Source organism: Streptomyces tendae, from assembly GCF_008632955.1.
In the GTDB taxonomy this organism is placed as follows: Bacteria; Actinomycetota; Actinomycetes; order Streptomycetales; family Streptomycetaceae; genus Streptomyces.
The window spans coordinates 5,468,294-5,492,850 of sequence record NZ_CP043959.1; the positions used below are offsets into that span (position 1 = coordinate 5,468,294).

The following is a 24,557-nucleotide window of genomic DNA, read 5'->3' on the forward strand; positions in this document are numbered from 1 at the left end:
GGGCGCGCGACTCCCCTGCTTCCGACCGAAAGGCCGCCTGTGTCCGCCGCTTCCTTCCTCCGCTCCGTCGCCACCCCGAAGAAGGCCATCGCCGGCGCCGCCCTCACGGCCGCCACCTGCGGCACGCTGATCGCCGCCGCGCCCGCGCATGCCGCGCCCACGGCGGCCCCCACCGCCGCCTCGGCCCAGGCGACCGCGAAGAAGATGATCGGCAACTCGGCCGAGTTCCAGTGCTTCTCGAAGATCGTCTCGCACGAGAGCGGCTGGAACCCGCAGGCCACCAACGCCTCCAGCGGCGCCTACGGCCTGGTCCAGGCGCTCCCGGCCTCGAAGATGTCCTCGGCCGGCTCCGACTGGAAGACCAACCCGGCCACCCAGATCAAGTGGGGCCTGGACTACATGAAGGACCGTTACGGCAGCGCCTGTGACGCCTGGTCCTTCTGGCAGGCCAACAACTGGTACTGACGCGCGTCACCCTGATACCGAAGGCGGCGGCCCCCCGATCCCCGGGGCCGCCGCCTTCGCCTGTGTTCAGCCCAGAATCAGCGGAAGCCGCTCGCCGAGGCCGCCCAGCGCGGCGGTCTCGTCGGCGGTGGGCGTACGCCTGCCCGTCCCGATGAGCAGGGCGTCCGTGTCGGACAGTTCGCCCGGGAACCGGGCCCCCGCGATCCGCTCCAGCGCCGTACGGGCCGCCGCGAGGCTCTCGGCCGGGGGCCTCGGCGCCGACGGCAGGCGGGCGATCAGGTCGAGGTGGTGCAGGGTCCATTCGAGGACGTACGCCGCGAGGTAGTCGCCTGCGGTCAGCACCTTGCCCTTGGTGCTCACCCGGGCGGCGGGATCGGCCAGTTCGGCGGCCCGCCCGGCCGCGGCCCCCACGTCGTCCAGGTGGAACTTCAGCAGCGCGGGGTCGCCGTACGCGGCGGCCAGGCGCGGGATCAGCGCGTCCAGCGGGTCGTCGCCGGTCGGCGGTCCGACGAGGTCCCAGTACGTCGTCGCGTCCGCGGTGGGTGCGGTGTCGGCGGGGGTGACGAGCGTGATGAGGACGTCCTGCGCGTCGATGACGAGATGACAGACGAGGTCCCGCACCAGCCAGCCGCGACAGCCCGAGGGCTGGTCGAAGTCCTCGTCCGGGACGTCGGAAACGACGCGGAGCAGTGCGCTCCAGGAGCGGGAGAACTCCGTCACCGGGGTGACTGTGCGGTCGTGGTCCAGGACAGGAAGGCCGCGAAGGCACCGGGCCGGAGGGTGAGCATCGGCCCTTGCGGGTTCTTCGAGTCCCGTACGGCGACGGTCGTGCTGTGGATCGCGGCGACCTCGACGCAGTTCCCGCCCTGGTCACCGCTGTAGCTGGACTTACGCCAGTTGATCTCCATAGCGTTCCTCCATCACTCGCCGGATCAGCTCCGCCGAATCCTTGAGAGGAAGTGCGGCAGCCTGGAGATGATCGTAACGGAGCGAGCAGTCCTTGACGGTGTCCAAGTGGGCGCTGGGATGCCCACTGCCGTACCCCTCCGTGTAGACGATGGCCGGGTCGCTCGCGAAGCGGTAGATGTCGAACGAGCCTTGCAGCCCGGCGTGCTCCCCGGCCGAGAACGGCAGCACCTGGATGTTGACGCAAGGGTCGCTCTCCAAGGACAACAGGTGCGCCAGTTGACCCCGCATGGTCCCAGGCCCGCCCGTCTCCTGGAGCAGGACCGCTTCGCTGAGAACCGCCCAGAAGACGGGTGGCTCCGCCCTCGTGAAGATGCCCTGGCGGGCGAGTCGCACGGCGGTGCGATCCTCAAGGTTCTGCCGGTCCAGCACTCCCAGCACGGCCCGCGCGTACGCCTCGGTCTGCAGAAGTCCGGGCACGAGACCCATCTCGAAGCAGTAGATGGTGGAGGCCCGCGCCTGCAACTCCGCGACCTGTTGGAACCACCCCGGCAGCTGACTCCGCATGACCAGCGCGACCAGGCGGGACAACAAGCCGCCCGTGCCCAGCGCCGCGTCCACCCGCTCGCTGAACTCCTGCGTCGGCAGCTTCCTGGCCGTCTCGATCTGGCCGACCAGTGACCCCGTGTAGTTGACGATGTCGCCGAGCTGCCGCTGGGTCAGCCCCGCCGCCTCGCGGTGACGGCGGAGTTCGAAGCCGTAGTAGTCCAGCGGGGACGCGCCCGGGTCCAGGACGTTGATGTGGCTCACGCACAGCCCCTCTCGCACAACTCGGCCCACTATGGGACCGGTTGTATCCGTACCGTTGCCGAGCGTAGTCGGGCGAGGTCAGCCTGGTGGTGTGAACGAACACATTGCCCTCACCGTCCTCACCCCGCGCTGCGACCGTTACGCGATGCGACTCACCGTGGGTGAGCACTCGGCGCGGCATGTCCGCCGCATCGTGCGGTCGTTGCTGCGCGAGTGGGAGACGGAGGAGGTGTCCGACGCCGTGGAACTCGGCGTGACCGAACTGCTCGCCAACGTCGTCCGCCATGTCCCGGGCCGCCGTTGCGCCCTGCTGGTGCTGCGCCGGCCGCTGGGGGTCCGCGTGGAGGTGGCGGACGGTAGCGATCAAGTGCCGTGCGTACCGGACGACTTGGCGCCCGACGCGGAACACGGCCGCGGACTCGTGCTGCTGGCCGCGGTGAGCGACGCGTGGGGTGTGGAGCCCGGGGAGCGGGGCGGGAAGACCGTGTGGTTCGAGTGCGCCCGGGAGCCGCACACCTGACCCGCTTGTCGGATGAACGTCACGATGGCGTATGACGTCTCCATGATCGTGGCCTCTGCCGACCTCACCCTGATCCAGCGCCCGCACACGGTCCTGGAGCGGAGGCACCCCTTCCGCTCCTTCTGCCGGCGTCACCGTCTGCCGCTCCTGGCGACGTTGCCCGTGCTGCCGCTGTACGCCCTGTGGTGGGCACTGCTGGCCACCGGCGGCGGTGACCTCGCCGCTCAGGACGCGTGGGCCGGTTTCGCCGAACGGCACGGCTCGTCGGCGTACAACCTCTTCTGGTACGGCGGCATGCACACCGCCAACTACAGCCTGATATCGCCGTACCTGATGGCGGCCCTCGGGGTGCGGGCGCTCACCGTGGTGTCGGGCGTGGCCGCCACCTGGATCGCGGCGGTGCTGATCGGGCGCGTGCGGCCACGCAAGCCGCTCGCGCCCGCGCTGCTCGCCGCGCTGGGCCTGTGGTGCAACGTGGCCTCCGGGCGCACGACGTTCGCCCTCGGCGTCGCCTTCGGACTGGCCGCGTGTCTGTACCTCACCGAGCAGAAACGTCTCGTCCTGGCCGGTTGTTACGCCGCCCTGGCCACCATGGCGTCCCCGGTCGCCGGGCTGTTCCTCGCCGTCGTCGGGGCGGGCCACCTGCTGGTGCGGCGTCCCGGACCCGCCGTCGCCCTGCTGCTGCCGCCCGCCGTGGTGGTCGGGGCGACCAGTCTGTTCTTCCCCTTCCACGGGGAGCAGCTGATGCCGGCGGGCCGCATAGGGATACCCGCGGCCCTCGGCATCGCCGTCGCGGTGCTGTCCCCGGCCTCCTGGCGGGTGGTGCGGTGGAGCGGCGCCGTCTACGCGGCCGGGACCGTGCTGGTGTATCTGATCCCCTCCCCCATCGGCACCAACGTCGAGCGGTTCGCGGAGTACGCGGCCCCGATCGCCTTTCTGCTCGCGCTGCTCGCACGGCCGCGCATGGCCGCCGCGCGGCGCGGTCTGCTGGTGGTGGCGCTGGTGTTCTCCGTGGGGTGGACCGGCAAGAAGACCGTCGACGACCTGAAGGTGTCCACGACCGTCCCGGCCTGGGCGGCGCAGACGGACGGGGTCGTCCGGGCCCTGGAGTCGCTCGGCGCGGACCGCACCCGGGTCGAGGTGGTGCCCGCGCGCAACCACCGGGAGGCGGTGGCACTGGCGCCGCACGTGCACCTCGCCCGGGGCTGGAACCGGCAGCTCGACATGGAGCGGGCGCGGCTGTTCTACGACGGCTCGTTCTCCGAGGCGGCCTACCGGGCGTGGCTGGACCGGTGGGCGGTCGGGTTCGTGGTCCTGCACGACGGCAAGCCCGACGGGTTCGCCGAGCAGGAGGCGCGGCTGGTCCGGGCGCAGCGGCCCGACTGGCTGCTGCCGGTCTGGCAGGACGCCCACTGGCGGATATACCGGGTCCGGGACGCCGTGCCGCTGGTCTCCGCGCCGGGGGCCGTGGTGCGGACCTCCGGCGCGGAGCTGGTGCTGCGGGTGGCGCGGCCCGGGACGGTGACCGTGCGGATCGCGCACTCCCCGTGGCTGCGGGTGGACGGCGGCGGGTGCCTGAGCCGGGCGGGCGAGTTCACCCGGCTCACCGTGGCGGCGCCCGGCGAGTACCGGATCAGCTCGGAGTACGGTCCTTCACCGGAACCGGAGGCTCGCTGCTGACCTGCTTCTCGTCCTCCTTCTCCGCGGCCGCCGTGACCGTACGGGCGCGCGGGCCCTGGAACAGGTAGGTCAGGCCGAAGCCCGCGCCGACGACGACCGCGCCGCCGGCCGCGTCCAGGATCCAGTGGTTGCCGGTGGCGACGATCGCGGAGACCGTGAACAGCGGGTGCAGCAGGCCGAGGGCCTTCATCCACGCCTTGGGCGCGATGATCGCGATCACCAGGCCGCACCACAGCGACCAGCCGAAGTGCAGCGACGGCATCGCCGCGTACTGGTTGGTGAGCGCGGTGAGCGTGCCGTAGTCGGGCTGGGAGAAGTCCTGGACGCCGTGGACCGTGTCGATGATCCCCAGGTCCGGCATCAGGCGAGGCGGGGCGAGCGGGTAGAGCCAGAAGCCCACCAGGGCGAGCAGCGTGGCGAAGCCCAGGGCGGAGCGCGCCCAGCGGTAGTGGACGGGGCGGCGCCAGTAGAGCAGGCCGAGGACGGTCAGCGGCACCACGAAGTGGAACGACGTGTAGTAGAAGTCGAAGAACTCCCGCAGCCAGCCGACCTTCACCACGGCGTGGTTGACCGCGTGCTCGATGTCCAGGTGCAGGACGCGTTCGAAGTCGAGGATCTGCCGGCCGTGCTCCTCGGCGCGGGCCCGGCCCGCCGAGTTGCTGCCGCCCGTCGCGGCGAGGCGCACCTTGGCGTAGCCGGCGTAGGTGACGCGGATGAGCAGCAGTTCCAGCAGCAGGTTGGGGCGGATCAGCACCCGGCGCAGGAACGGCAGCAGCGGCACGAACGCGAACCGGGCCGGCACGGGCGGGGCGTACGGCGTCGGCTCGGGGTCGCGGAAGTACGGCGAGGTGCGGGCGAGGAACGGCACGGCGGTGGCGGCGGCCAGTGCGGCGAGCAGCACCACGTTGTCGCGCAACGGGTACAGGAACGCCATGTTCGGCAGCATCATCTTGGCCGGCAGCGTCATCACCAGGACGACGGCGACGGGCCACACCAGCCGGTCGCGGGCCCGCTTGCCGACCCGGCCGACGACCGTGAGCAGCACCCAGAGCAGCTGGTGCTGCCAGGCGGTCGGGGACACCGCTATGGCGGCGCACCCGGTGATGCCGACGGCGAGGAGCAGCTGGCCGTCGCGGGCGTAGCGGACGGCGCGCCGCATGCCGAGGGCCACCACGGCGGCGCCCAGCAGCAGGAACACGGCGATCTCCAGCGGGCCTTCGAGACCGAGGCGGAGCAGGGCGCCGTGCAGGGACTGGTTGGCGAGGGCGTCGGCGGGGCCGCCGAGACCGACGCCCGCCAGGTGGTGCACCCAGTAGGTGGTGGAGTCCTGGGGCATGGCGGCCCAGGCGAGCGCGGTGGCCGACGCGAAGGTGACGGCCGTCGTGGTGGCGGCCTGCCGACGGCCGGTGAACCACAGCAGCGGCGCGAAGAGCAGCAGGGTCGGCTGGAGGGCCGCCGCGACGCCGACGAGGACACCGCCGGCCCGCCGGCCGCGCGCGACGAAGCAGCCGAGCAGGACGAGCAGCACCGGGATGATGCTGGTCTGGCCGAGCCAGAGGGTGTTGCGCACCGGCAGGGACAGCATGAGCAGGCTGACCGCGACGGGCGCGGCGAGCAGGGCGGTGCGCCGGCCGACCGGCTGGGGCAGCGCGCGGGCGGCGATCAGCGCCAGGGCCACCACCAGCAGCAGGGTGCCGAAGGTCCAGCCCCAGCCGAGTGTCTCCTCGGCCGATCTGGTGAGCGGTTTGAGGACCAGCCCGCCGAAGGGCGTGCCGGTGAACTCGGTGGAGTCGTAGAGGGACCCGCTGACGTGCAGGACGCCCGCGGGGCCGACCCAGGTCTCCAGGTCGGTCAGCCGTTCGCCGCTGGGGGTGGTGAGGACGAGGGCGACCTGGCGTGCCGCGAGGACGGCGGCGATCAGCCACAGTCCGAGGCGTGCCGCCCGCATCCGCGCCCGGGTGCCGCCCACGGCCGTCGCCCCGAAGGGCTCGGCCGGTCTCCCACCGTGTTCCGCATTCGCCACGCCTCGTCGGCCTCCCGCCCCGATTTCTCCCCACGCGTCCGGTGCGGGGGGATTCGTCGTGCGCAGCCTATGAGGCGCGCACCCCTCGACAAGGACGCGGGACACCGCCGCTTCACCTGACGGCCGGCTCTCTTTTGTCCGGATGACGATAGTCCGCACGGGATCACGTTGCCTCGGGGTGACGCGAGAAGGATCACAACCGGCCATGGCGGAGAGCCGTCCGGGGCGCCGCTGCGTGCCTGGACAAGCGGCATTTCCGTGCAGTATGCAGCTAATTACGTACCGCCCGTAAGGGGGAAACGGCGCCTATCGTCGCTTGCTTCGGCCCGCCCGACAGTGCCGCCGCGCGGAGCCCGTCCCTGATCCCGACGAAAGGCAGGCGAGCGACGTCTTGTCGACTGTCCCGGTCGCCCCTCACCCCGTCGTCCCCGGTCCCGGCTCTCCCGCGTCCGGGAAGGCCGGTCCCGCACAGGCACCCGACCCCGCCGTCGGCCCCCCGACCCTCACCGACCCCGCGCTCGTCCGGCGCGCCGTCAAGGCGGCCGCGCTCGGCAACGCGATGGAGTGGTTCGACTTCGGTGTCTACAGCTACATCGCCGTCACCCTGGGCAAGGTCTTCTTCCCTTCGGGGAACCCCACCGCCCAGCTGCTGTCCACGTTCGGCGCCTTCGCCGCGGCCTTCCTGGTCCGCCCGCTCGGCGGCATGGTCTTCGGCCCGCTCGGCGACCGCGTGGGCCGGCAGAAGGTCCTCGCCCTCACGATGATCATGATGGCGGCGGGCACCTTCGCCATCGGTCTGATCCCCTCCTACGCCGCGATCGGCGTGGGCGCCCCGATCCTGCTGCTCGCGGCCCGTCTGGTGCAGGGCTTCTCCACCGGCGGCGAGTACGCCGGGGCCTCCACCTTCATCGCCGAGTACGCCCCCGACAAACGGCGCGGCTTCCTCGGCAGCTGGCTGGAGTTCGGCACGCTCGCCGGATACATCGGCGGTGCGGGCCTGGTCACCCTGATGACGGCACTGCTGTCCACGGACGACCTGCTCTCCTGGGGCTGGCGCATCCCGTTCCTGATCGCCGGTCCGATGGGCATCATCGGCCTGTACCTGCGCATGCGCCTCGAGGAGACGCCCGCGTTCGCGGCCGAGGTCGCCAAGGCCGGGACCGGGCGCCCGAAGGTGCCGCTGCGCGAGATGGTCACCGGCCAGTGGCGCGCGCTGCTGCTGTGCGTGGGCCTGGTGCTGGTCTTCAACGTCACCGACTACATGCTGCTGTCGTACATGCCGAGCTACCTCACCAGCGAGCTGGGCTACGACGCGACGCACGGCCTGGTCGTCGTGCTCGGCGTGATGGTCCTGATGATGATCGTCCAGCCGTTCGCCGGCGCGCTGACCGACCGGGTCGGCCGCCGTCCGGTGATCGCGGCCGGCTGCGCCGGGTTCCTGGCGCTGTCCGTTCCGGCGCTGCTGCTGATCCGCGACGGCTCGCTGCTCGCGGTCGCCGTCGGCATGGGCGCGCTCGGCATGCTGCTGGTCTGCTTCACCGCCGCGATGCCGTCCGCGCTGCCCGCGCTGTTCCCCACCCGGGTCCGCTACGGCTCGCTGTCGATCGGCTTCAACGTCTCGGTGTCCCTGTTCGGCGGCACGACCCCGCTGGTGGTCACGGCCCTGATCGGCGTCACCGGCGACGTGATGATGCCCGCCTACTACATGATGGCGGCCGCCGTGGTCGGCGGCTTCGCGGTGTGGCGCATGGCCGAGTCGGCGGGCCGTCCGCTGCCCGGCTCGGCGCCCTCGCTGGAGCCCGGGACACAGGCGGAACGGGTCTGACACACGGCGGCCGTGCCCCGTATCTTCGACAGCCGACCCGGCCGGGCGGACCGGCCGGCCGACGGAAGGTACGACTGCATGAGCGAGGCACGGCTCTGGCACGCGGTGGACGAGTACTTCACCGGCCGGCTCCTGGGCGACGACCCCGACGAGGCCCTGGCGGCGGCGCTGCGCGACAGCGACGCCGCCGGTCTCCCGGCCATCGCCGTCTCACCGCTCCAGGGCAAGCTCCTCCAGCTCCTCGCCCAGCTCCAGGGCGCCCGGACGATCCTGGAGATCGGCACCCTCGGCGGCTACAGCACCATCTGGCTGGGCCGCGCCCTGCCCGCCGACGGGCGGCTGGTGTCCCTGGAGTACGACCCCCGGCACGCCGAGGTGGCGGTCCGCAACCTCGCCCGCGCCGGTCTCGGCGAGCGAACCGAGGTGCGGGTGGGCCCGGCGCTGGAGTCGCTGCCGAAGCTCGCGGACGAGCAGCCGCCGCCGTTCGACCTGGTGTTCATCGACGCCGACAAGGTGAACAACCCGCACTACGTCGAGTGGGCGCTGCGGCTGACGGCCGCGGGCAGCCTGATCGTCCTCGACAACGTCGTGCGGGGCGGGCGGGTGGCCGACCCCGCGAACGACGATCCGGACGTGGTGGGCACCCGCGCCGCCCTGGAGCTGTTCGGAACGCATCCGCGGCTGAGCGCCACGGCGCTGCAGACGGTCGGCGACAAGGACTACGACGGTTTCGCGCTGGCGCGCGTGGTGGCGTGAGCGGACCCGGGCGGGCGGCTCACGCCTCGCGGTTCACACCTCGTGGTAGAAGCCGACGTTGACGCTGCGCGGGGCGGTGCGGTCCTGGATCACGACCTCGCCGCTGCCGCCCCGGGGCAGCGCCACGCTGCCGCCGTAGGCGACCGGATGGGCGAACTCCCCGACGGTCAGCCGCACCTCGGACGACGGCTCGGGCAGCGAGCCGCGCAGCCAGGTCAGGTGCCAGGTGCCGTCCTGGCCGCACTGGAACTCCAGGTGCACGCGGGAGACGAACAGCCAGTCGTCCGGCGTCGACAGCCGGCACAGGGACGTGTCCCGGCCCACCCGCAGCACCGCGCCCGGCTCGCTGGGCGCGTCGGCCATGAGCATCCCGGCCGTGGCGCCCGCTTCCGCCGCGGACACCGCGGCCATGGTGAGTTCGAGCACGTGCGCTCCTCCTGGGAGGTCCTGGGGGCCGGGGCGGGCCCGGCGCCGGCCGGGGCGGCCGGATCGGCTCCCCGCCGCCGCATGATAAAACGCCCGGCCGTACGGCGTCCGGCACAATGGGCTCATGACCGAGCGGAAGCCACCCGGCGTCGACTTCGAGAGCTGGGTCGACAAGCAGATCCGTGACGCCGACGCGCGCGGGGAGTTCCAGCATCTGGAGGGCGTGGGCAAGCCCCTGCCGCGCGAGGTCGAGAGCACCTACGACGAACTGTGGTGGGTGAAGCGGAAGATGGCCCGCGAGGGCTTCTCGGTCCTGCCGCCGACACTGGCGCTGCGCAAGGAGGCCGAGGACGCGCTGGAGGCCGCTCTCGCGGCCCCCTCGGAGCGGATCGTGCGGAAGATCCTCGCGGAGATCAACGCGAAGATCAGCGACATGATGTTCAAGCCGCCGCCCGGCCCCCCGCTGGGCAAGAAGCCGTACGACGTCGAGGACGTCGTAAGCCGGTGGCGGGAGCGCCGGGCGGCGTCGGACGGACGGGAGGCCCAGGACCGAGGGGACGGTCAGGACCGAGGGAACGGTCAGGACCGAGGGAACGGGCGAGGACCGACGTGACGGGCGGGACGGCTCAGACGCCCATCAGGCGCTCCGCCAGCTCGCGGTAGTCCCGCAGCGCGAGGCGCAGTTGCTCGGTGTCGGCGGCCGGTGCGGCCCCGTCCTTCGGTGCGCCCTGGGCGGGCGTCCTCCAGTTCTTCGCGAGGGTGCGGCGGCGCTCGGTGAGCGCGTCGGTCAGCCGCTCGGTCAGCTCCTGCAGGACGAGGTCGGCCTCCTCGACGGCGTCCCGCGGCCGGTCCACGAAACCGGCCACGGCCTGCCGCAACTGCTCGGAGAACCGGTCACAGGTGTCGGTCGGCAGCAGCCGCCCGTCGGTACCGGTGTGCGGGGAGGACCCGTGGGGGGCGCCGTCCTTGAGCGGACCGGTGGTGCGGGCGCCGGTGTTCTCGCGGCTCGAGGTGGTGGCGTGGACGCCGGTCCCGTCGCGGCCGGGGGTCGTGACGTGCGCGCCGGTGGTGTGGGCGCCGGTGCCGTCGGGGCCGGGCACCGAGGTGCGGTCCGCCGAGCCGGGCGCCGAGGTCCGGGCGGACGTGGCCGACGACGCGGTGGTGTCGGTGCCGTGCGTGCCGGTGCCGCCCTGCGGGTGCGCCGCGACCAGCGGGCTGTCGGTCCCGCCGCCGGAACCGGCCGTACCGGTCTCCGTGCCACCGGCACGGTGCGCGGTGTCCGCCCCACGGGCGGCACCTGCGGCGTCGGTCTTGCCGTGGAGCGTGGTCGCCTCGTACCCGGGGTCCGCGGCGGCGGAGCCGGAGCGCGGGGCGTCCGGGTGCGGGGTGGACCCCGGGGTGCCGGGGAGCCAGGTGTCCTGGGTGTGACGGGGTGTGTCGGGCATGACGATCAGCTCTCCTTCGCCTGGCGGCGGTGCAGCATCGACGGGGTGCGGTGGCCGGCGCGCCGGGTGGCCGGGGCCGTGCGGTCACCGGCGGCGGCACGGCGTCCGCCCTCGTGCCGCGACGGGCGCACCAGTTCCTCGAACAGCGCCCGCGCCTCGACCATCGCCTCGCGCATCTCCTCCGTGCCGGTGTTCACGTCGTGCGTGCCGTCCGGACGGGTCCGCGCGACGCGGTGCACGCGCCGGTAGCCCTCGACGTGGTGGGCGTGGTGCACGGACAGCGCGGCGAGCTGCTCCTCGTAGTGGCCGTCGGCGGGGAAGCCCCGCGAGCCGGCGAGTTCGGCGATCAGGCGGTCCGCCTCGACGACCGCCTCCCGCGGCGCGTCGACGAACCGTTCCTGGGCGGCCGTCCAGCGCGCCTCGTACATCTCACGCTGGGCCGGCTCCAACGGCCGTACCTCCAGGGAGCCGTGGCGCTCCACGCGCTCGGCCAGCTCCCGCTCCGCGGCCTTGGTGTCCCCGTCGTGCCGGGCGACGGCACGCTCGTACTCGGGGCCGAAGCGGCGCTTCAGGTTCGCGCCGTGGCGCGGGCCGCGTGCGCGCAGGGTCAGGACGGCCGCGATGGCGACAACGACCGCGACAATCACGATCAACGCAATGATCAGGCCAGTGGACATGAATGCCTTCCGGGGGTTTCGTCCCAACCGGCACTCCTCGCGAGCCGGTTCGCGCATCGGGTTGCCCGAAGCGCCGCGCACAAACTGCGCGGCGCAGACGCCCGGCCCGCCGGCCATCCCCCATTCGCTTGCGCGGGCGCCCCTCCGGGCCCCGACAATGCGGGCATGACCTGGACCGTCGTACCGGAACAGCCCGGCTCGCCCGTCGCCTCGGCGCTCTGGCGGGCGTACTACACGGAGGTCAGCGACCGCTGGTACCTGCTGCACGAGGGCCGCCGTACCGACCCGGAGGAGCTGGAGCGGGAGGTCGCCGCCGAGTCGGGCGCCGATCTCGCCCCGCCCCGGGGCCGGCTGCTGGTCGCCCGGTACGCGGGCGAGCCGGCCGGCTGCGCGGGCGTACGGCTGCCGCCCGGCGGGCCCGCCGAGCTGACCCGGGTGTTCGTGCACGAGCGGATGCGCGGCCGGGGCGGCGCGGCCCTGCTGGTGCGGGCGGCCGAGGACGTGGCCCGCGCCGCCGGCGCCCGTGCCATCGTGCTCGACACGCGGGGCGACCTGGTCGAGGCGCGGGCGCTGTACTCCCGCCTCGGCTACCGCGAGACCGCGCCCCACAACACGGCCCCCTACGCCGAGCACTGGTTCGCCAAGCGGCTCGGCTGAGGGAGCCCGTAGGGCCTGTCCGACAGGCCCTACGGGCCGCCGGGTCAGCCGGTGGGAGCTCCCGCGCTCCTGCTCTGGGGGCGTTCGCCCCGGGAGCCGCACAGCTCGTCGTTGAGTTCGTGCACGAGCTGCACCAGGTCGGTCGGGCGGTCCGGCCCCCACCAGTCGCCGAGCAGCTCGGCCAGGGACTCCTCGCGCGCCCGGGCCAGCCGCTCGGTCACCTCGCGGCCCTCGTCGGTGAGCACCATGTCCACGCCCCGGCGCACGGCGAGATGCCGGCTCTCGACCTGGCGGGTGGCCTCCAGGACGACGTCCAGCGGGACGGGGTTGCGCTCGGCGAGCCGGGCCGGTTCCACAGAGCCGTGCCGGCGGATCCGCAGCAGCAGCCAGCTCGACGCCGGGAGCAGGTCGTAGCCCGCGCGGTCGGTGATCTTGCGGTAGATCTCCCGGCGCCCCTCCCGGGTGCCGAGCACCGACAGCGAGCGGCACACCTCGTCGTGCGAGGAGCGCTCCACCGGGTTCGGGGCCAGCGTCTCGGACGCGTCGGGCGCGGTGACCGAGGCGCGCAGCGGGTCCTCCTTGAGGAACCACGCCAGCACGAAGCCCAGCAGCGCCACCGGCACGGCGTACAGGAAGACGTCCGTGATGGCGGTGGAGTAGGCGTCGAGCGCGGCGGGGCGCAGGGCGGGCGGCAGGGCGCCGATGCCGCGCGGGTCGGCCTCCAGCGTGTCGGCCGAGACGCCTGGCGGGAGGTCCGCGCCGCGGAAGGCGGCCGAGAGCTGGTCGCCGAGCCGGCCCGCGAAGATCGCGCCGAACACGGCGACACCGAAGGAGGCGCCGATGGACCGGAAGAAGGTCGCGCCGGAGGTGGCGACGCCGAGGTCCTCGTAGGGGACGGCGTTCTGCACGATCAGGATGAGGACCTGCATCACCAGGCCGAGGCCGAGTCCGAAGACGAAGAAGTACGCGCTCATCAGCGCGGTGGAGCTCTGCGTGTCGAGCTGGTGGAGCAGCAGCAGTCCGACGGCGGTGACGGCGGTGCCGGCGACCGGGAACACCTTCCAGCGGCCGGTGCGGCTGACGATCTGTCCGGAGCCGGTGGAGGACAGCAGCATGCCGGCCACCATCGGCAGCATGTGCACCCCGGACAGGGTCGGGCTGATCCCGTGCACCACCTGGAGGAAGGTCGGCAGATAGGTCAGCGCGCCGAACATGGCGAAGCCGACGATGAAGCTGATCACGGCGGAGAGGCTGAAGGTCCGCACCCGGAACAGCTTCAGCGGCAGCACCGGTTCGGCGGCCCGGCGCTCCACCGCCACGAACGCGACGATCAGTACGGCGCCCAGCACCGCGAGCCCGATGATCTGCGGTGAGGCCCAGGGCCAGGTGGTGCCGCCGAGGGACGCGACCAGCACCAGGCTGGTGGCGACGGAGGCGATGAGCAGCGTGCCGAGGTAGTCGATCACGTGCTTGGTCGACCGGCGCGGGATGTGCAGCACGGTGGCGATGACGGCGAGCGCGACGACGCCGACGGGCAGGTTGACGTAGAAGACCCAGCGCCAGCTCAGGTGCTGGGTGAACAGGCCGCCGAGCAGCGGTCCGAGCACACTCGTCGCGCCGAACACGGCCCCGAACAGGCCCTGGTAGCGGCCACGTTCGCGGGGCGGCACCAGGTCGCCGACGATCGCCATCGACAGCACGATCAGGCCGCCGCCGCCCAGGCCCTGGAGCGCGCGGAAGCCGATCAGCTGGGGCATGTCCTGCGCGGCCCCGCACAGCGCCGAGCCCACCAGGAAGATGACGATGGCGGTCTGGAACAGGCGCTTGCGGCCGTACTGGTCACCGAGTTTGCCCCACAGCGGGGTGGCGGCGGTGGACGCCAGCAGATAGGCGGTGACCACCCAGGACAGGTGCTTCAGGCCGCCGAGGTCGCTGACGATGGTGGGCAGGGCGGTGGAGACGATGGTCTGGTCGAGGGCGGCCAGCAGCAGGCCGAGCAACAGCGCGCCGATCGACAGCGCCACGCTGCCGGACACCTGTTCCTTGCTGTGGGCGGTGCCCGGCGCGTCCCCGGCCATGCGGACCTCCAGAGGTTCGTTTCACCATCCATCGTGATCGGAGTGACCGCATATGGCCTGTTGAGTCCCTCCGGAAGTCCGCATTCCGGGGGCGCGCGGACAGGAGTGTGAAGAAGATCTGCATAATCTCTGGAGTTCGCGAGGGGAGGGACGACACGTGGAACAGCCGAACGGACACCCGTGCCCGGAATGCGGTGCGCCCAGGAACAGGGACAACACCCCGGCGTGCGGCTGCACCCGGCGTGCGTCCGAGGCCCTGCGCGACGCCCGCACCGCGGAGGCGGCAGCGGCGGAGGACTTCGACCCCCTGCGCATACGGCCGTACGTAGAACTGGACGACCACCCCGCCCCCACTACGCCGGACGGGTCCCCGGGGTCCCCCCACACGCCTCCGGCACCGGCCGAAAGCCGGCACACGCCCCCGCCCCCGGACGCCGCACCGCCCACTCCGGCACCCGGGGCCTCCTCCTCGCCCGCCGACCCGACGGCGCACGGCCGGCCGCAGTCGCCGGAACCCGGGGAGCCGCCGGCGCCCGACGCCACGATGACCCTGAAGGCCGTCCGCCCCGACACGGCCCCACCTGGTACGGCGCCGTCCGGGACGACGCCAGGCACCGGGGCGTCCGGCCCGGGCGCGCGCGACGCGGGAGCCCCCGGCACGAGGGCGGCCGGCACGGATGCGTCCGTCGCCGACGCGCGCGGCACGGGCACGCCCGGCACCGGAGCCCTCGTGGGCGCGCGCGGCACGAGGGCGGCCGGCGCGGATGCGTCCGTCGCCGGCGCGCACGGCACGGGCGTGCACGGCACCGGAGCCCCCGGCGCGGGCGCATCCCACGCCGGCGCGGAAGCGCACGACACCGGCGCGCACGGCGCGGAAGCGCACGACACCGGCGCGCGCGGCGCGGAAGGGAACGCCGCCGGCGGGGTGCAGGCACCGGTGCCGGCCGAGGGCGCGGTCGACGCCACCATGACGCTGCGGGCCGTCCAGCCCGGCGCGGCGGCGGGAGCCGCAGGGACCGGCGCCGCCACAGCGGCCGTGTCCGGGTTGCCCACCCCCCTCGCGCCGGGGACGGCACGGCCCAACGCGGACGACCTCGGCCTCTTCGACGACGCCACGCGCCCCCTGCGCCACGTGCCCGCAGGGGCGGCGGCAGCGGCCTCGCGGCAGACAGACGGCGAACCCCCGCGGCGGAGCCGCCTGAGGCGCGGTGCGCTGATCGCGGCGTCCGGTGCGGTCGTGGTCGTGCTGGGCGCGGCGGGATGGGCGAGCGGGCTGTTCTCCTACGACTCACCGTCCCGGGACGACGCGGCACCGGACGACATCAGGGCGAGCGTGCCGGACCAGCCGTCCGGGTCGCCGTCGGCGGAGCCGTCCCCCGGCGCTTCGTCCGCGTCGCCGCCCGCGTCCCCCTCGGCCTCGGACTCCCCGTCCGCCGGCGCGAGCGCGTCCGCCTCCCCGTCGCCCTCGGCGTCCAGTTCCGCGCCGAGCGCCTCCGCACCGGCCGAGCCGTCGGCGACCGCGTCGACCGGTGCCGCGTCGTCCGCGCCCGCCGTGGCCCCGGAGCCGTCGGACCCGGGCGGCACCGCGCCGGTGCTGCGGCGCGGGGACCGGGGCCCGGAGGTCACCGAACTCCAGCAGCGTCTGCGCCAGGTGTGGCTGTACCACGGCGACATCCACGGGCAGTACACCCCGCGCGTGGAAGAAGCGGTCCGGGCCTACCAGTGGTCGCGCGGTATCGCGGAGGAGATGGGCGTCTACGGCCCCCAGACCCGCGCCCGCCTGGAGGCGGAAACCCAGGGCTGACCCCGGCCCGTCCGGGGCTCGAGGACGAGGCCCGGACGGGCCGGAGGGGGGTCCGGGGCGCAGCCCCGGAAACGGGCCCCGCCTACGCGGCGATGTGCAGCCGGATCATCCCCGAGGGCATCCGCTCCACCCGCACCTGTGTCAGATCACGGACGACCACGTCCGGCCCGTGGAAGCCGGCCCGCGGCCCGATCCCCACCACCCGCATGCCCGCGGCGCGCCCCGCCGCGATCCCCGCACCGGAGTCCTCGAAGACGACGCAGTCGGCCGGGGTGACACCCAGCTCCGCCGCGCCCTTCAGGAAGCCCTCCGGATCCGGCTTGCTCGCGCCGACCGACTCCGCCGTGACGCGGACCGCGGGCTGCTCCAGCCCGGCGGCGGCCATCCGTGCCGTGGACAGGGCGACGTCCGCGGACGTCACGAGCGCGTGCGGCAGCCCGGCGAGGGACGCGAGGAACTCACGGGCGCCTGGAATCGGGACGACACCCTCGGTGTCCGCGGTCTCCTCCGCGAGCATCCGGGCGTTCTCGGCGTAGTTCTGCTCCATGGGCCGGTCGGGCAGCAGCATGGCCATCGAGGCGAAACCCTGGCGTCCGTGCACCACCTTCATGACCTCGTCGCCGTCGAGTCCGTGGCGGTCGGCCCAGCGCCGCCAGACGCGCTCGACGGAGGCGTCGGAGTTGACGAGGGTGCCGTCCATGTCCAGCAGAAGGGCACGGGCGGTGAGTACGGAGGGGGTGGCCGTCATCGGCTGCTCCAAGCGGAAGCGGGGGCGGGACCGTGGGGCGGGGTCGGTCGGGACAGAGCGGCCCCGCCCGCCGGTCAGGGGAAACGGGCGGGAGCCACTTTGTTCATCCACGGTACAAAACTACCCCGCCCTCCCGCCAGCGGATGCACCGGGTGTTCGCCGGCCGGCCGTCCGGGCGTCACCCGGCGACCGCCTCCCACAGGCTCCACACACCGAGGCCCAGCATGAGCAGCGCGGCTATCCGCGTGATGAGCTTCAGCGGCACCCGCTTCATCAGCGCCTTGCCGCCGACGATGCCGAGACCGGCCACCGCCCACAGCGCGAGCACGGCACCCAGACCCACGGACAGCGGGTCGTCGTACCGGGCGGCGAGGTTCGCCGTCATGATCTGTGTGAGGTCGCCGAACTCGGCGACGAGGATCAGCATGAACCCGGCCCCGGCGACCTTCCAGAAGGACTGGTCCTCGGGCTTGCGGACCTCCTCCTCGTCGTCGTCCTTCCTGAACAGCAGCACCGCCGCGCCGCCGAGGAAGAGCAAGCCCGTGAGCGCGTGCACGAGCTGCTGCGGCAGCAGGGTCAGCACACTTCCCGCCGCCACCGCCAGGGCGACGTGCACCGCGAAGGCGGCGGCGACACCGGCGAAGACGTACGAGGCGCGGTAGCGGGTGCCGAGGACGAGCCCGGCGAGCGCGGTCTTGTCGGGCAGTTCGGCCAGGAAGACGACGCCGAAGACGACGGCCGTCACGGTCAGGCTGATCAAGGTTCCTCAATCGGTCGGGGGCTGCCCCGCCGAGAGTGACGAACTTGCGCGCAAGACACCTCGGCACGGCAGCACACGCGGTACCCGTGCCGTGCGGCACAGGCGTGCACTGCTTGCCGAAGGTCTCGCCGGCCGACCCTCGCGGGCCTGCCTCCGGGCGCCGGCTCAGGCTTGCTGAGCAGTATGTCGACGGTCCGGCATAGGGCTACTCCCCTTCTGCGCCGTCCATGGTACGTGACGTCCGCGCGGACCCCGAAGCCCGTCCCGCACGGCGGACCGCGCACCCCTTGCGCGGAAACTTCACGCCTGAACCATAGACGTGTCATGAGCACGTCATTAACTTCTTACCGGGCCCACGCCTCCCGGCAACACGGCACCGCGAGCATTCCCCTGCCCGCATTCCCCTGCCCGCACGCCAACGCCCGCACCCCACAAGGGAGTTCACATGACGAAGTTCTACGCGCGTCGACGGCTCAGCATAGCCGCCGCGCTCACCGGACTCATAGCCTCCGCGGGGCTGTTCAACGCCCCGGCCGCCTCCGCCGCCCTCCCCACCCCGGTGAGCGCCGCCACCGCCCGCAGCTACCTCGCCACCCTCCCCGTGCGCACCGAGAGCCGCACCGGCTACAACCGCGACCTGTTCCCGCACTGGATCACCGTCAGCGGCAGCTGCAACACCCGCGAGACGATCCTCAAGCGCGACGGTACGAACGTCGTCACGGACTCCGCCTGCGCCGCCACCAGCGGCAGCTGGTACTCCCCGTACGACGGTGCCACCTGGTCCGCCGCGTCCGACGTCGACATCGACCACATGGTGCCGCTGGCCGAGGCCTGGGACTCCGGCGCGAGCTCCTGGACCACCGCCCAGCGCCAGTCCTTCGCCAACGACCTCACCCGCCCGCAGCTCATCGCCGTCACGGACAACGTCAACCAGTCCAAGGGCGACCAGGACCCGGCCACCTGGATGCCGTCCCGCACGGCCTACCGCTGCACGTACGTCCGGGCCTGGGTCCAGGTGAAGTACCACTACGGCCTGGCCGTCGACTCGGCCGAGAAGTCCGCGCTTCAGGGGTACCTGAACAACTGCTGAGGCAGCACGGCCCGAACTGCCGGGTGCGCCGATCTCCCCGGTGGCCTCCGTCGCTGCGTACCGTACGGGGCGACGGAGGAAGGGGTCACCATGGCCGGACTGCGACTCGGACCACTGCTGAGGTACGTCGACGGCTCGTCCGCGACGGTCTGGGCCGAGACGGACGGCCCGGGCACCGTGGAGGTGCGCTGTCCGGACGGTTCCGGCGGAACGTCCGGCACCTTTCAGGTGGCCGGTCATCACTACGCGCTGGTGCGCGTCACCGGCCTCGCACCGGGGACGGCCACCCCGTACGAGGTGTTCGTGGACGGCACCCGGGTGTGGCCGCTCGACCGGGAGCCCTTCCCCTCGTTCCCGCCGTCGGTGATCCGCACCCCGGCCGGCGACGACCGGGCGCGCATCTCCTTCGGCTCCTGCCGCTGGGCCTCCCCGCCCACCGGGGAGCCCGACCCCGTGGGGCCCGACGCCCTGGACGCGCTGGCGAAGCGCATCGCCGCCGACCCGGAGGGCGAACGGCCCGACGTGCTGCTGCTCCTGGGCGACCAGGTGTACGCCGACGAGACGTCCGAGGCCACGAAGGAGTGGCTGGCCGGGCGCCGCGACCTGAGCCGGCCGCCGGGCAGCCAGGTGGCCGACTACGAGGAGTACACCCACCTATACTACGAGTCCTGGCTCGACCCGCAGGTGCGCTGGCTGCTGTCCACCGTGCCCACCTGCATGATCTTCGACGACCACGACGTGATCGACGACTGGAACACCTCCGCCTCCTGGGTCGAGGACATGCGCGCCACCTCCTGGTGGCGGGAGCGGGTGCTGAGCGGGCTGATGTCGTACTGGGTGTACCAGCACCTGGGCAACCTCTCCCCCGCCGACGTCGACGCCGATCCGCTGTACGCGGCCGTACGGAAGGCCCCGGACGGCACCGACGCGCTGCGCGCCTTCGCCGCCGAGGCGGAGGCCGACGCGACGGCCGTGCGCTGGAGCTACCGGCGCGACTTCGGCCGGGTGCGGCTGGTCATGGTGGACAGCCGTGCCGCCCGGGTGCTGGAGGAGGGGCGGCGCTCGATGCTCGACCGGGACGAGGCCGACTGGCTGCGCGCCCAGGTGTTCGACGACCGGGGCTCGTACGACCACCTGCTCATCGGCACGTCGCTGCCCTGGCTGCTCCCCCACCTGGTGCACGATGTCGAGGCGTGGAGCTCCGTGCTGTGCCGGGGCGACAAGGGGCCGCGCTGGGCCCGGCTCGGGGAGAAGCTGCGGCGGGCGGCGGACCTGGAGCACTGGTCGGCGTTCCCGGACTCGTTCGCCGAGCTGGCGGAGCTGGTCGCGGACGCGGGCAGCGGTCCGGACGCGCCCGCCACGGTGTGCGTGCTGTCCGGGGACGTCCATCACGCCTATGTCGCCGAGCCGAGCTGGCCGGGGCGTCCGAGGCCGGACGCGCGCGTGCTGCAGCTGACCTGCTCGCCGGTCCACAACTCCATCCCCGCCTCGATGCGGGCCGGCTTCCGCTTCGGGTGGAGCAGCGCCGCCCGGGGGCTGGGCCGGGTGTTCGTGCGGCACGGCGGGCTCGGGCGGCCGCCGGTCGGCTGGCGCCGGACGGGCGGGCCCTGGTTCGGCAACCAGCTCATGACGCTGGCCACGCGGGGGCGTTCGGCGGTGCTGCGGCTGGAGCACGCCCAGCAGGACGGGTCCGGGGTGCGGCTGCGGCGTGTGACGGAGCGGCAGTTGAGCCGCTGAGACCGGCGGGCACCTGTGCGTCCGCTGTGCAACGGGGGGCGGATCCGGTCACCCCTGCGGCCGGACGGGCGGGCCGGTGTGCGCGGTGACATGCGCGGAGGGGCCTCGGGGGCGGCCGAAGAGAACTGAACCCATGGCCAAATGTTGAACTTGCAAGCATCTTTTAGGCACACCTAACGTGGGATCACGACTCGGTTCCGCCCCCAGGACCGGCCTCTTCCGGGGGCCGGTTCGTGACCGAAGGAGATCCCCCGCATGAACGGACGCCTCACCAGCGCCCAGCCCTACGCCCTGGGCCTGTTCCGCATGGTCGTCGGACTGCTCTTCGCCTGCCACGGCGCCGTGTCCCTGCTCGGCCTGCTCGGCGGCACGGACGGCAACGGCGGCACCGTCGGGACCGGCACCTGGCCGGGCTGGTACGCCGCCCTGATCGAACTCGTCGGCGGCGGGCTCGTCCTGCTCGGCCTCGGCACCCGCGCCGCCGCGTTCATATCGTCCGGCGCGATGGCGTACGCGTACTTCAAGGTGCACCAGCCGGAGGCCCTCTGGCCGATCCAGAACCGTGGCGAGGGCGCGGCCATGTACTGCTGGGCCATGTTCCTGCTCGTCTTCACCGGCTCCGGGGCCTTCGGCCTCGACCGCCTGCTCGCCAAGCGCTCCACGGCACGGGAGGGACAGCCGGCGGAGCAGACCCCGGTGACCGCGTGACCGCCTGACGGCGTGACCGTCCTGACCGCCTGACCGCCTGACCGCACGACCACTTCACCGCAACGACCGACCGCACGACCGCTTCACCGCAACGACCGACCGCACGACCGCCGGAGCCTCCCCACGGCACCCGCACCGAGTCGCACGCGACGCCCCCTTGCCGCACACCGCGCGGGGGGCGTCCCCGTGTCCGGGGCGGAAACCGGCGGCGGCGGGCGTACCAACCCCCCGTGACCTTTCTGTCACGTACCGGGCGTACGCTGTATGGCTGTCATCGGCTTCTCCTGCCACTCCTGCCGCTTCCACCGCGACAGCGCGGCGGGGCACGGGCCCACGGGGGCGTACGGGGAGTGCGAGTGGAGAGTGTCGGGTCGCTGGTCGGCAGCCCGTGGATCTACGCGGTGGTGGCCCTGTCGGTCCTGCTCGACGTGTTCCTCCCGGTGCTGCCCAGCGGGGTGCTGGTGATCACCGCGGCCACGGCGGCGGCCGCGAGCACCGCGGCCTACGTACCCGACATGCTGATCCTGACGTTGTGCGCCGCCACCGCCTCCGTCCTCGGCGACCTGGTCGCCTACCGCCTCGCCTGGCGCGGCGGCCCCCGCCTGGACCGGGCCATCGCCCGCTCCCGCCGGCTGCGCAGCGCGCAGGAACGTCTCGGCGCCGCGCTCGCCCGGGGCGGCGGCGGCCTCGTGGTCCTCGCGCGGTTCGCGCCGGCGGGCCGCTCGGTGGTCTCCCTCGGCGCCGGCGCCGCCCGCCACCGCGCCCGCGACTTCCTCCCCTGGTCGGCCCTGGCGGGTCTGTCCTGGGCGGGTTACAGCGTCGCCCTCGGCTACTTCGGCGGCCAGTGGCTCGGCGCCACGTGGCTGGCCACGGCGGTCTCCGTCGGCGCGCTCTTCGCCGCGGGCGCCGGCGCCGCCTACCTGATGCGCCGCCCCCGCCCCTCCCAGGCCCAGGCCCGGTAATCCGGCTTCGCAGCCGTCGCAGGGACCCTCGCGGCCACCGCTTGTGCCACGGGCCGGCGGGGTGCCGCCGGCCCGTGGCATGGGCTCAGCCCGCCACCTGGCGGGCCGGGGTGCCGCGGACTTCCAAATTCTCCAGGAGGTCGGCCGTGGCCTCGGCGATCGCCTCGACCGCACGGTCGAACACCTCGCGGTTGTGGGCGGCCGGCGCCCGGAAGCCGGACACCTTCCTGACGTACTGCAGGGCGGCGGCCCGGATCTCCTCCTCCGTGGCCTCCTCGGGCAGCGCGGGCGGACGCAGGGTCTTGATACTCCGGCACATGCCCCCAGTCTTGCGCCTCGGTCCGCCCGGGGCCACGAAGGAGTGAATCCCGCCCCAGGACACCTGAGTAACTCGCCACCTAAATTCGAACAGGCGTATCATTGTCCTGTGGCTGCGACCTATGACTTTCCGAGTGACCTCCGTGCCGGTCAGGAGGAACTGCATCAGGTCCGGGCCGAGCTGTCGGCCCTGCTGAAGCGGCTCCCCTGGTCGGTCGAACCCCTCGACGGGTTCAGTGACGACAACGGCTGGCGCAAGGTCGAGCGCCCCGCCTCCCCCGGCTGGACCGAGGACGAGCAGGCCGAGGTCGAGAAGCTGCGGCGCCGCGAGCACGAACTCGCGGTGTTCGTCAGCACCCACCGCTACTGGACCGAACTCACCGGCACCGACCGCGTGCACGCCCGCTCCGCGCTGAAGCACGCCCGTGAAGCCGCGGAGGAGTCGCCGTAGTTCCCGCGCACGGCCAGTGGATTGCACGTGTCGCGTCCCGGCAGCAGCATGGAAGTGGACCATCGGGCCGGCGGCCGTGCGTACACGAGGAGACCACGAGGGGCAGAGGTGAGCAGCCGAAACGTCCTGCGCAGGGGATTCGCACTCGTGGCCGGGGTCGCGCTGCTGCTCGTCGGCGTCGCGCTGCTGGTCCTGCCCGGCCCCGGACTGCTGCTCATCCTCGCCGGGCTGCTGGTCCTCGCCGAACAGTTCCCCACCGTGGCCCGCTTCGTCGACCCCGTGCGCCGGCGCGCCATGAGCGCGGCCAGGGAGAGCGTCTCCTCCCCCGCCCGGATCGCCGGTTCCTGCCTCGTGGCAGCGGCCTTGCTCGCGGCGGGTCTGTTCTGGGGCGTCATGCCCGAACTCCCCTTCGGCGGCTGGCCGACAGGCGCGGGGCTCATCCTGTCGAGTCTCATCCTCATCGCCCTGCTGGTGTACAGCTACCGCACGACGCGCACCGACGTCCGCGGGACCGGCTGACAGGATCACCGGCATGGGGTGTCCGCGCGGTCTCCCACGAACCTCCCGAACGACCGGGAAGAGGCCCCTCACCGGGTGGGTGAGGGGCCTCTGACTGCTGTGGGCGCGGACGGTTTCGAACCGCCGACATCCTGCTTGTAAGGCAGGCGCTCTACCCCTGAGCTACGCACCCCCGACCCGGGCGGCACCGCCCAGGTCGAGTGGACAGCCTACATGGCCCGGGTCACGGTCCCGCAAACCCCGTCGGACCCCCGGTCCTGGGGTTATCCCCACCCCGGATCCGCCGGTCGGCCGGATCCCCGTACGCCCCCCGGCTCCGTACGGTCGAAGACATCCGCACACCGCCGCAGGGCGCAGCCGTCCGTTCCAGGGGGAGACCGTCATGACCGCCACCACCCGCGCCGCCCGCACCACCCGTATGTCCGGCACCCGGCGGACGCGGGCCCTCGCGCTCGCCGGTGCCGTCGTGGTGCTGGGCGCGGCGCTGACCGCCTGCGCCTCGGCCGACGACGACACCGAGCCGGACCACCGCACCTTCGGCCTGCCCGGCACCACCCTCACCATCGACTCCGACGACTCCGCGCTGGAGATCGTCGCCTCGGACACGCAGCCGGCGGGCGAGATCGCGGTCACCCGCTGGTTCCAGGGCAGCGTCGCCCTCGGCTCGGACCCGAAGGTCACCTGGTCCATGGAGGGCGACCGGCTGGTGCTGCGCGAGAAGTGTTCGGGCTTCGTCGCCGACTGCGCCGCCAAGCACCGCATCGAGGTGCCGCGCGGGGTCGCGGTCACCGTCGAGGACAAGGACGGCAGCGTCCGCGCCGAGGGCTTCCGGGACGCGCTGACGATCCGCACCACGGACGGCTCCGTCCGGGTCACGGACACCAGTGGCCCCCTGGAGCTGCACACCGGCGACGGATCGGTGCGCGCGGAGGTCTCCTCGCGCAGCGTGCGCACGCGGAGCGGGGACGGATCGGTGCACCTCACCCTCGGCGCCGTACCGGACCGGGTGGAGTCCCGCAGCGGCGACGGTTCGCTGACCATCGAGCTGCCCCGCGGCGCGTACCGGGTGGACACCTCCACCGGGGACGGCGCCGAGGACGTGTCCGTGCCGCGCGACGACTCCAGCGCCCACGAGGTGACCGCCCGCACCGGAGACGGCAAACTCACCGTGCGCACGGCGAACTGACGGGCC

General features: G+C 73.2%; 26 protein-coding genes and 1 tRNA gene. 15 read left to right on the forward strand and 12 right to left on the reverse strand.

All coding sequences use genetic code 11. The annotated features are described in order from the left end of the window. Positions 1-39: 39 nt before the first annotated feature. A complete protein-coding gene (locus tag F3L20_RS25170) occupies positions 40-465 on the forward strand; it encodes a transglycosylase SLT domain-containing protein (protein WP_150156279.1) in 426 nt (141 codons plus the stop codon). A gap of 66 nt (positions 466-531) precedes the next feature. On the opposite strand, the gene F3L20_RS25175 is transcribed toward F3L20_RS25170, so the two are convergent. Genes F3L20_RS25175 through F3L20_RS25185 form a run of 3 tightly spaced genes read right to left on the reverse strand, consistent with a single transcriptional unit; the run spans position 532 to position 2,181 of the window. Continuing rightward, complete coding sequence (locus F3L20_RS25175; protein WP_150156280.1) at positions 532-1,185, reverse strand: maleylpyruvate isomerase N-terminal domain-containing protein; 654 nt, start codon at positions 1,183-1,185, stop codon at positions 532-534. Continuing rightward, positions 1,182-1,373 carry a DUF397 domain-containing protein gene (locus F3L20_RS25180; protein ID WP_150156281.1) on the reverse strand — a complete coding sequence of 64 codons (192 nt, stop codon included), beginning with the start codon at positions 1,371-1,373 and terminating at the stop codon, positions 1,182-1,184. Before F3L20_RS25180 ends, F3L20_RS25175 begins: the two co-directional genes overlap by 4 nt. Continuing rightward, complete coding sequence (locus F3L20_RS25185) at positions 1,354-2,181, reverse strand: helix-turn-helix domain-containing protein (protein WP_150156282.1); 828 nt, start codon at positions 2,179-2,181, stop codon at positions 1,354-1,356. Before F3L20_RS25185 ends, F3L20_RS25180 begins: the two co-directional genes overlap by 20 nt. Before the next feature lie 91 nt (positions 2,182-2,272). On the opposite strand from F3L20_RS25185, the gene F3L20_RS25190 reads away from it, so the two are divergent. Together F3L20_RS25190 and F3L20_RS25195 are read left to right on the forward strand one after the other, a co-directional pair. Continuing rightward, positions 2,273-2,701, forward strand: coding sequence for an ATP-binding protein (locus F3L20_RS25190; protein WP_431193178.1), 429 nt, complete (start codon positions 2,273-2,275; stop codon positions 2,699-2,701). Between the two features lie 42 nt (positions 2,702-2,743). Further along, positions 2,744-4,381: a hypothetical protein gene (locus F3L20_RS25195; protein WP_240810752.1), complete on the forward strand. Its 1,638-nt coding sequence runs from the start codon at positions 2,744-2,746 to the stop codon at positions 4,379-4,381. On the opposite strand, the gene F3L20_RS25200 is transcribed toward F3L20_RS25195, so the two are convergent. Further along, on the reverse strand, positions 4,335-6,404 hold the full coding sequence (locus F3L20_RS25200) for a bifunctional glycosyltransferase 87/phosphatase PAP2 family protein (protein ID WP_150156285.1): 2,070 nt from the start codon (positions 6,402-6,404) through the stop codon (positions 4,335-4,337). The genes F3L20_RS25195 and F3L20_RS25200 overlap by 47 nt on opposite strands. A gap of 391 nt (positions 6,405-6,795) precedes the next feature. On the opposite strand from F3L20_RS25200, the gene F3L20_RS25205 reads away from it, so the two are divergent. Then, on the forward strand, positions 6,796-8,229 hold the full coding sequence (locus F3L20_RS25205) for an MFS transporter (RefSeq protein ID WP_150156286.1): 1,434 nt from the start codon (positions 6,796-6,798) through the stop codon (positions 8,227-8,229). A gap of 78 nt (positions 8,230-8,307) precedes the next feature. Then, positions 8,308-8,985 carry an O-methyltransferase gene (locus tag F3L20_RS25210; RefSeq protein ID WP_150156287.1) on the forward strand — a complete coding sequence of 226 codons (678 nt, stop codon included), beginning with the start codon at positions 8,308-8,310 and terminating at the stop codon, positions 8,983-8,985. A gap of 33 nt (positions 8,986-9,018) precedes the next feature. Here the strand turns inward: F3L20_RS25210 and F3L20_RS25215 are convergent, their stop codons facing one another. After that, positions 9,019-9,411 (reverse strand): FHA domain-containing protein, encoded by a 393-nt coding sequence (locus F3L20_RS25215; protein ID WP_145825489.1) that lies wholly within the window; start codon positions 9,409-9,411, stop codon positions 9,019-9,021. A gap of 124 nt (positions 9,412-9,535) precedes the next feature. Here F3L20_RS25215 and F3L20_RS25220 point away from each other — a divergent pair, with 124 nt between their 5' ends. Beyond that, on the forward strand, positions 9,536-10,024 hold the full coding sequence (locus F3L20_RS25220; RefSeq protein ID WP_150156288.1) for a DUF1992 domain-containing protein: 489 nt from the start codon (positions 9,536-9,538) through the stop codon (positions 10,022-10,024). A 13-nt stretch (positions 10,025-10,037) separates the two neighbouring features. Here the strand turns inward: F3L20_RS25220 and F3L20_RS25225 are convergent, their stop codons facing one another. Both F3L20_RS25225 and F3L20_RS25230 read right to left on the reverse strand, forming a co-directional pair. Continuing rightward, positions 10,038-10,856, reverse strand: a complete 819-nt coding sequence (locus tag F3L20_RS25225) for a hypothetical protein (protein WP_150156289.1) — start codon at positions 10,854-10,856, stop codon at positions 10,038-10,040. A 5-nt stretch (positions 10,857-10,861) separates the two neighbouring features. Next, positions 10,862-11,533, reverse strand: coding sequence for a hypothetical protein (locus F3L20_RS25230; RefSeq protein WP_150156290.1), 672 nt, complete (start codon positions 11,531-11,533; stop codon positions 10,862-10,864). 165 nt (positions 11,534-11,698) lie between these two features. Between F3L20_RS25230 and F3L20_RS25235 the strand changes: the two genes are divergently transcribed. Continuing rightward, positions 11,699-12,190: a GNAT family N-acetyltransferase gene (locus F3L20_RS25235; RefSeq protein ID WP_150156291.1), complete on the forward strand. Its 492-nt coding sequence runs from the start codon at positions 11,699-11,701 to the stop codon at positions 12,188-12,190. A 44-nt stretch (positions 12,191-12,234) separates the two neighbouring features. On the opposite strand, the gene F3L20_RS25240 is transcribed toward F3L20_RS25235, so the two are convergent. Then, positions 12,235-14,268 (reverse strand): MDR family MFS transporter, encoded by a 2,034-nt coding sequence (locus F3L20_RS25240; protein WP_150156292.1) that lies wholly within the window; start codon positions 14,266-14,268, stop codon positions 12,235-12,237. Positions 14,269-14,425: 157 nt separating this feature from the next. On the opposite strand from F3L20_RS25240, the gene F3L20_RS34935 reads away from it, so the two are divergent. Then, positions 14,426-16,072: a peptidoglycan-binding protein gene (locus F3L20_RS34935; RefSeq protein ID WP_150156293.1), complete on the forward strand. Its 1,647-nt coding sequence runs from the start codon at positions 14,426-14,428 to the stop codon at positions 16,070-16,072. Positions 16,073-16,154: 82 nt separating this feature from the next. On the opposite strand, the gene F3L20_RS25250 is transcribed toward F3L20_RS34935, so the two are convergent. Together F3L20_RS25250 and F3L20_RS25255 are read right to left on the reverse strand one after the other, a co-directional pair. Further along, the gene (locus tag F3L20_RS25250; protein ID WP_150156294.1) at positions 16,155-16,820 is read right to left on the reverse strand and encodes an HAD-IA family hydrolase; all 666 of its coding nucleotides are present in this window, start codon (positions 16,818-16,820) and stop codon (positions 16,155-16,157) included. Positions 16,821-16,998: 178 nt separating this feature from the next. Beyond that, complete coding sequence (locus F3L20_RS25255; RefSeq protein ID WP_150156295.1) at positions 16,999-17,580, reverse strand: TMEM165/GDT1 family protein; 582 nt, start codon at positions 17,578-17,580, stop codon at positions 16,999-17,001. A 445-nt stretch (positions 17,581-18,025) separates the two neighbouring features. Between F3L20_RS25255 and F3L20_RS25260 the strand changes: the two genes are divergently transcribed. From F3L20_RS25260 to F3L20_RS25275, 4 genes are all read left to right on the forward strand, one after another. Then, on the forward strand, positions 18,026-18,670 hold the full coding sequence (locus tag F3L20_RS25260; RefSeq protein ID WP_150156296.1) for an HNH endonuclease family protein: 645 nt from the start codon (positions 18,026-18,028) through the stop codon (positions 18,668-18,670). 90 nt (positions 18,671-18,760) lie between these two features. Beyond that, on the forward strand, positions 18,761-20,407 hold the full coding sequence (locus tag F3L20_RS25265; protein WP_145825498.1) for an alkaline phosphatase D family protein: 1,647 nt from the start codon (positions 18,761-18,763) through the stop codon (positions 20,405-20,407). A 255-nt stretch (positions 20,408-20,662) separates the two neighbouring features. After that, positions 20,663-21,115, forward strand: coding sequence for a DoxX family protein (locus tag F3L20_RS25270; RefSeq protein ID WP_150156297.1), 453 nt, complete (start codon positions 20,663-20,665; stop codon positions 21,113-21,115). 356 nt (positions 21,116-21,471) lie between these two features. Next, a complete protein-coding gene (locus tag F3L20_RS25275) occupies positions 21,472-22,077 on the forward strand; it encodes a DedA family protein (protein ID WP_145825500.1) in 606 nt (201 codons plus the stop codon). An 85-nt stretch (positions 22,078-22,162) separates the two neighbouring features. Here F3L20_RS25275 and F3L20_RS25280 read toward each other — a convergent pair whose 3' ends face one another. After that, entirely contained in the window at positions 22,163-22,396 is a 234-nt protein-coding gene (locus F3L20_RS25280; RefSeq protein WP_150156298.1) for a DUF2277 domain-containing protein, read from the reverse strand. Between the two features lie 108 nt (positions 22,397-22,504). Here F3L20_RS25280 and F3L20_RS25285 point away from each other — a divergent pair, with 108 nt between their 5' ends. Continuing rightward, the gene (locus F3L20_RS25285; RefSeq protein WP_150156299.1) at positions 22,505-22,846 is read left to right on the forward strand and encodes a hypothetical protein; all 342 of its coding nucleotides are present in this window, start codon (positions 22,505-22,507) and stop codon (positions 22,844-22,846) included. A 108-nt stretch (positions 22,847-22,954) separates the two neighbouring features. Further along, positions 22,955-23,365: a PGPGW domain-containing protein gene (locus F3L20_RS25290; protein WP_240810753.1), complete on the forward strand. Its 411-nt coding sequence runs from the start codon at positions 22,955-22,957 to the stop codon at positions 23,363-23,365. Between the two features lie 100 nt (positions 23,366-23,465). Here the strand turns inward: F3L20_RS25290 and F3L20_RS25295 are convergent. Further along, positions 23,466-23,537: transfer RNA gene (locus tag F3L20_RS25295), tRNA-Val, on the reverse strand. 210 nt (positions 23,538-23,747) lie between these two features. Here F3L20_RS25295 and F3L20_RS34140 point away from each other — a divergent pair. Then, complete coding sequence (locus F3L20_RS34140; RefSeq protein WP_167534605.1) at positions 23,748-24,551, forward strand: DUF4097 family beta strand repeat-containing protein; 804 nt, start codon at positions 23,748-23,750, stop codon at positions 24,549-24,551. Positions 24,552-24,557: the final 6 nt, after the last annotated feature.

Excerpts from the sequence above, each read along its gene's own strand:
- F3L20_RS25195 (WP_240810752.1), top strand. The coding sequence starts at position 2,744 with ATGATCGTGGCCTCTGCCGACCTCACCCTGATCCAGCGCCCGCACACG.
- F3L20_RS25270 (WP_150156297.1), top strand. The coding sequence starts at position 20,663 with ATGAACGGACGCCTCACCAGCGCCCAGCCCTACGCCCTGGGCCTGTTC.
- F3L20_RS34140 (WP_167534605.1), top strand. The coding sequence starts at position 23,748 with ATGACCGCCACCACCCGCGCCGCCCGCACCACCCGTATGTCCGGCACC.
- F3L20_RS25260 (WP_150156296.1), top strand. The coding sequence starts at position 18,026 with ATGACGAAGTTCTACGCGCGTCGACGGCTCAGCATAGCCGCCGCGCTC.
- F3L20_RS25280 (WP_150156298.1), bottom strand. The coding sequence starts at position 22,396 with ATGTGCCGGAGTATCAAGACCCTGCGTCCGCCCGCGCTGCCCGAGGAG.
- F3L20_RS25180 (WP_150156281.1), bottom strand. The coding sequence starts at position 1,373 with ATGGAGATCAACTGGCGTAAGTCCAGCTACAGCGGTGACCAGGGCGGG.
- F3L20_RS25235 (WP_150156291.1), top strand. The coding sequence starts at position 11,699 with ATGACCTGGACCGTCGTACCGGAACAGCCCGGCTCGCCCGTCGCCTCG.
- F3L20_RS25225 (WP_150156289.1), bottom strand. The coding sequence starts at position 10,856 with ATGCCCGACACACCCCGTCACACCCAGGACACCTGGCTCCCCGGCACC.
- F3L20_RS25210 (WP_150156287.1), top strand. The coding sequence starts at position 8,308 with ATGAGCGAGGCACGGCTCTGGCACGCGGTGGACGAGTACTTCACCGGC.
- F3L20_RS25250 (WP_150156294.1), bottom strand. The coding sequence starts at position 16,820 with ATGACGGCCACCCCCTCCGTACTCACCGCCCGTGCCCTTCTGCTGGAC.
- F3L20_RS25240 (WP_150156292.1), bottom strand. The coding sequence starts at position 14,268 with ATGGCCGGGGACGCGCCGGGCACCGCCCACAGCAAGGAACAGGTGTCC.
- F3L20_RS25220 (WP_150156288.1), top strand. The coding sequence starts at position 9,536 with ATGACCGAGCGGAAGCCACCCGGCGTCGACTTCGAGAGCTGGGTCGAC.
- F3L20_RS25230 (WP_150156290.1), bottom strand. The coding sequence starts at position 11,533 with ATGTCCACTGGCCTGATCATTGCGTTGATCGTGATTGTCGCGGTCGTT.
- F3L20_RS25265 (WP_145825498.1), top strand. The coding sequence starts at position 18,761 with ATGGCCGGACTGCGACTCGGACCACTGCTGAGGTACGTCGACGGCTCG.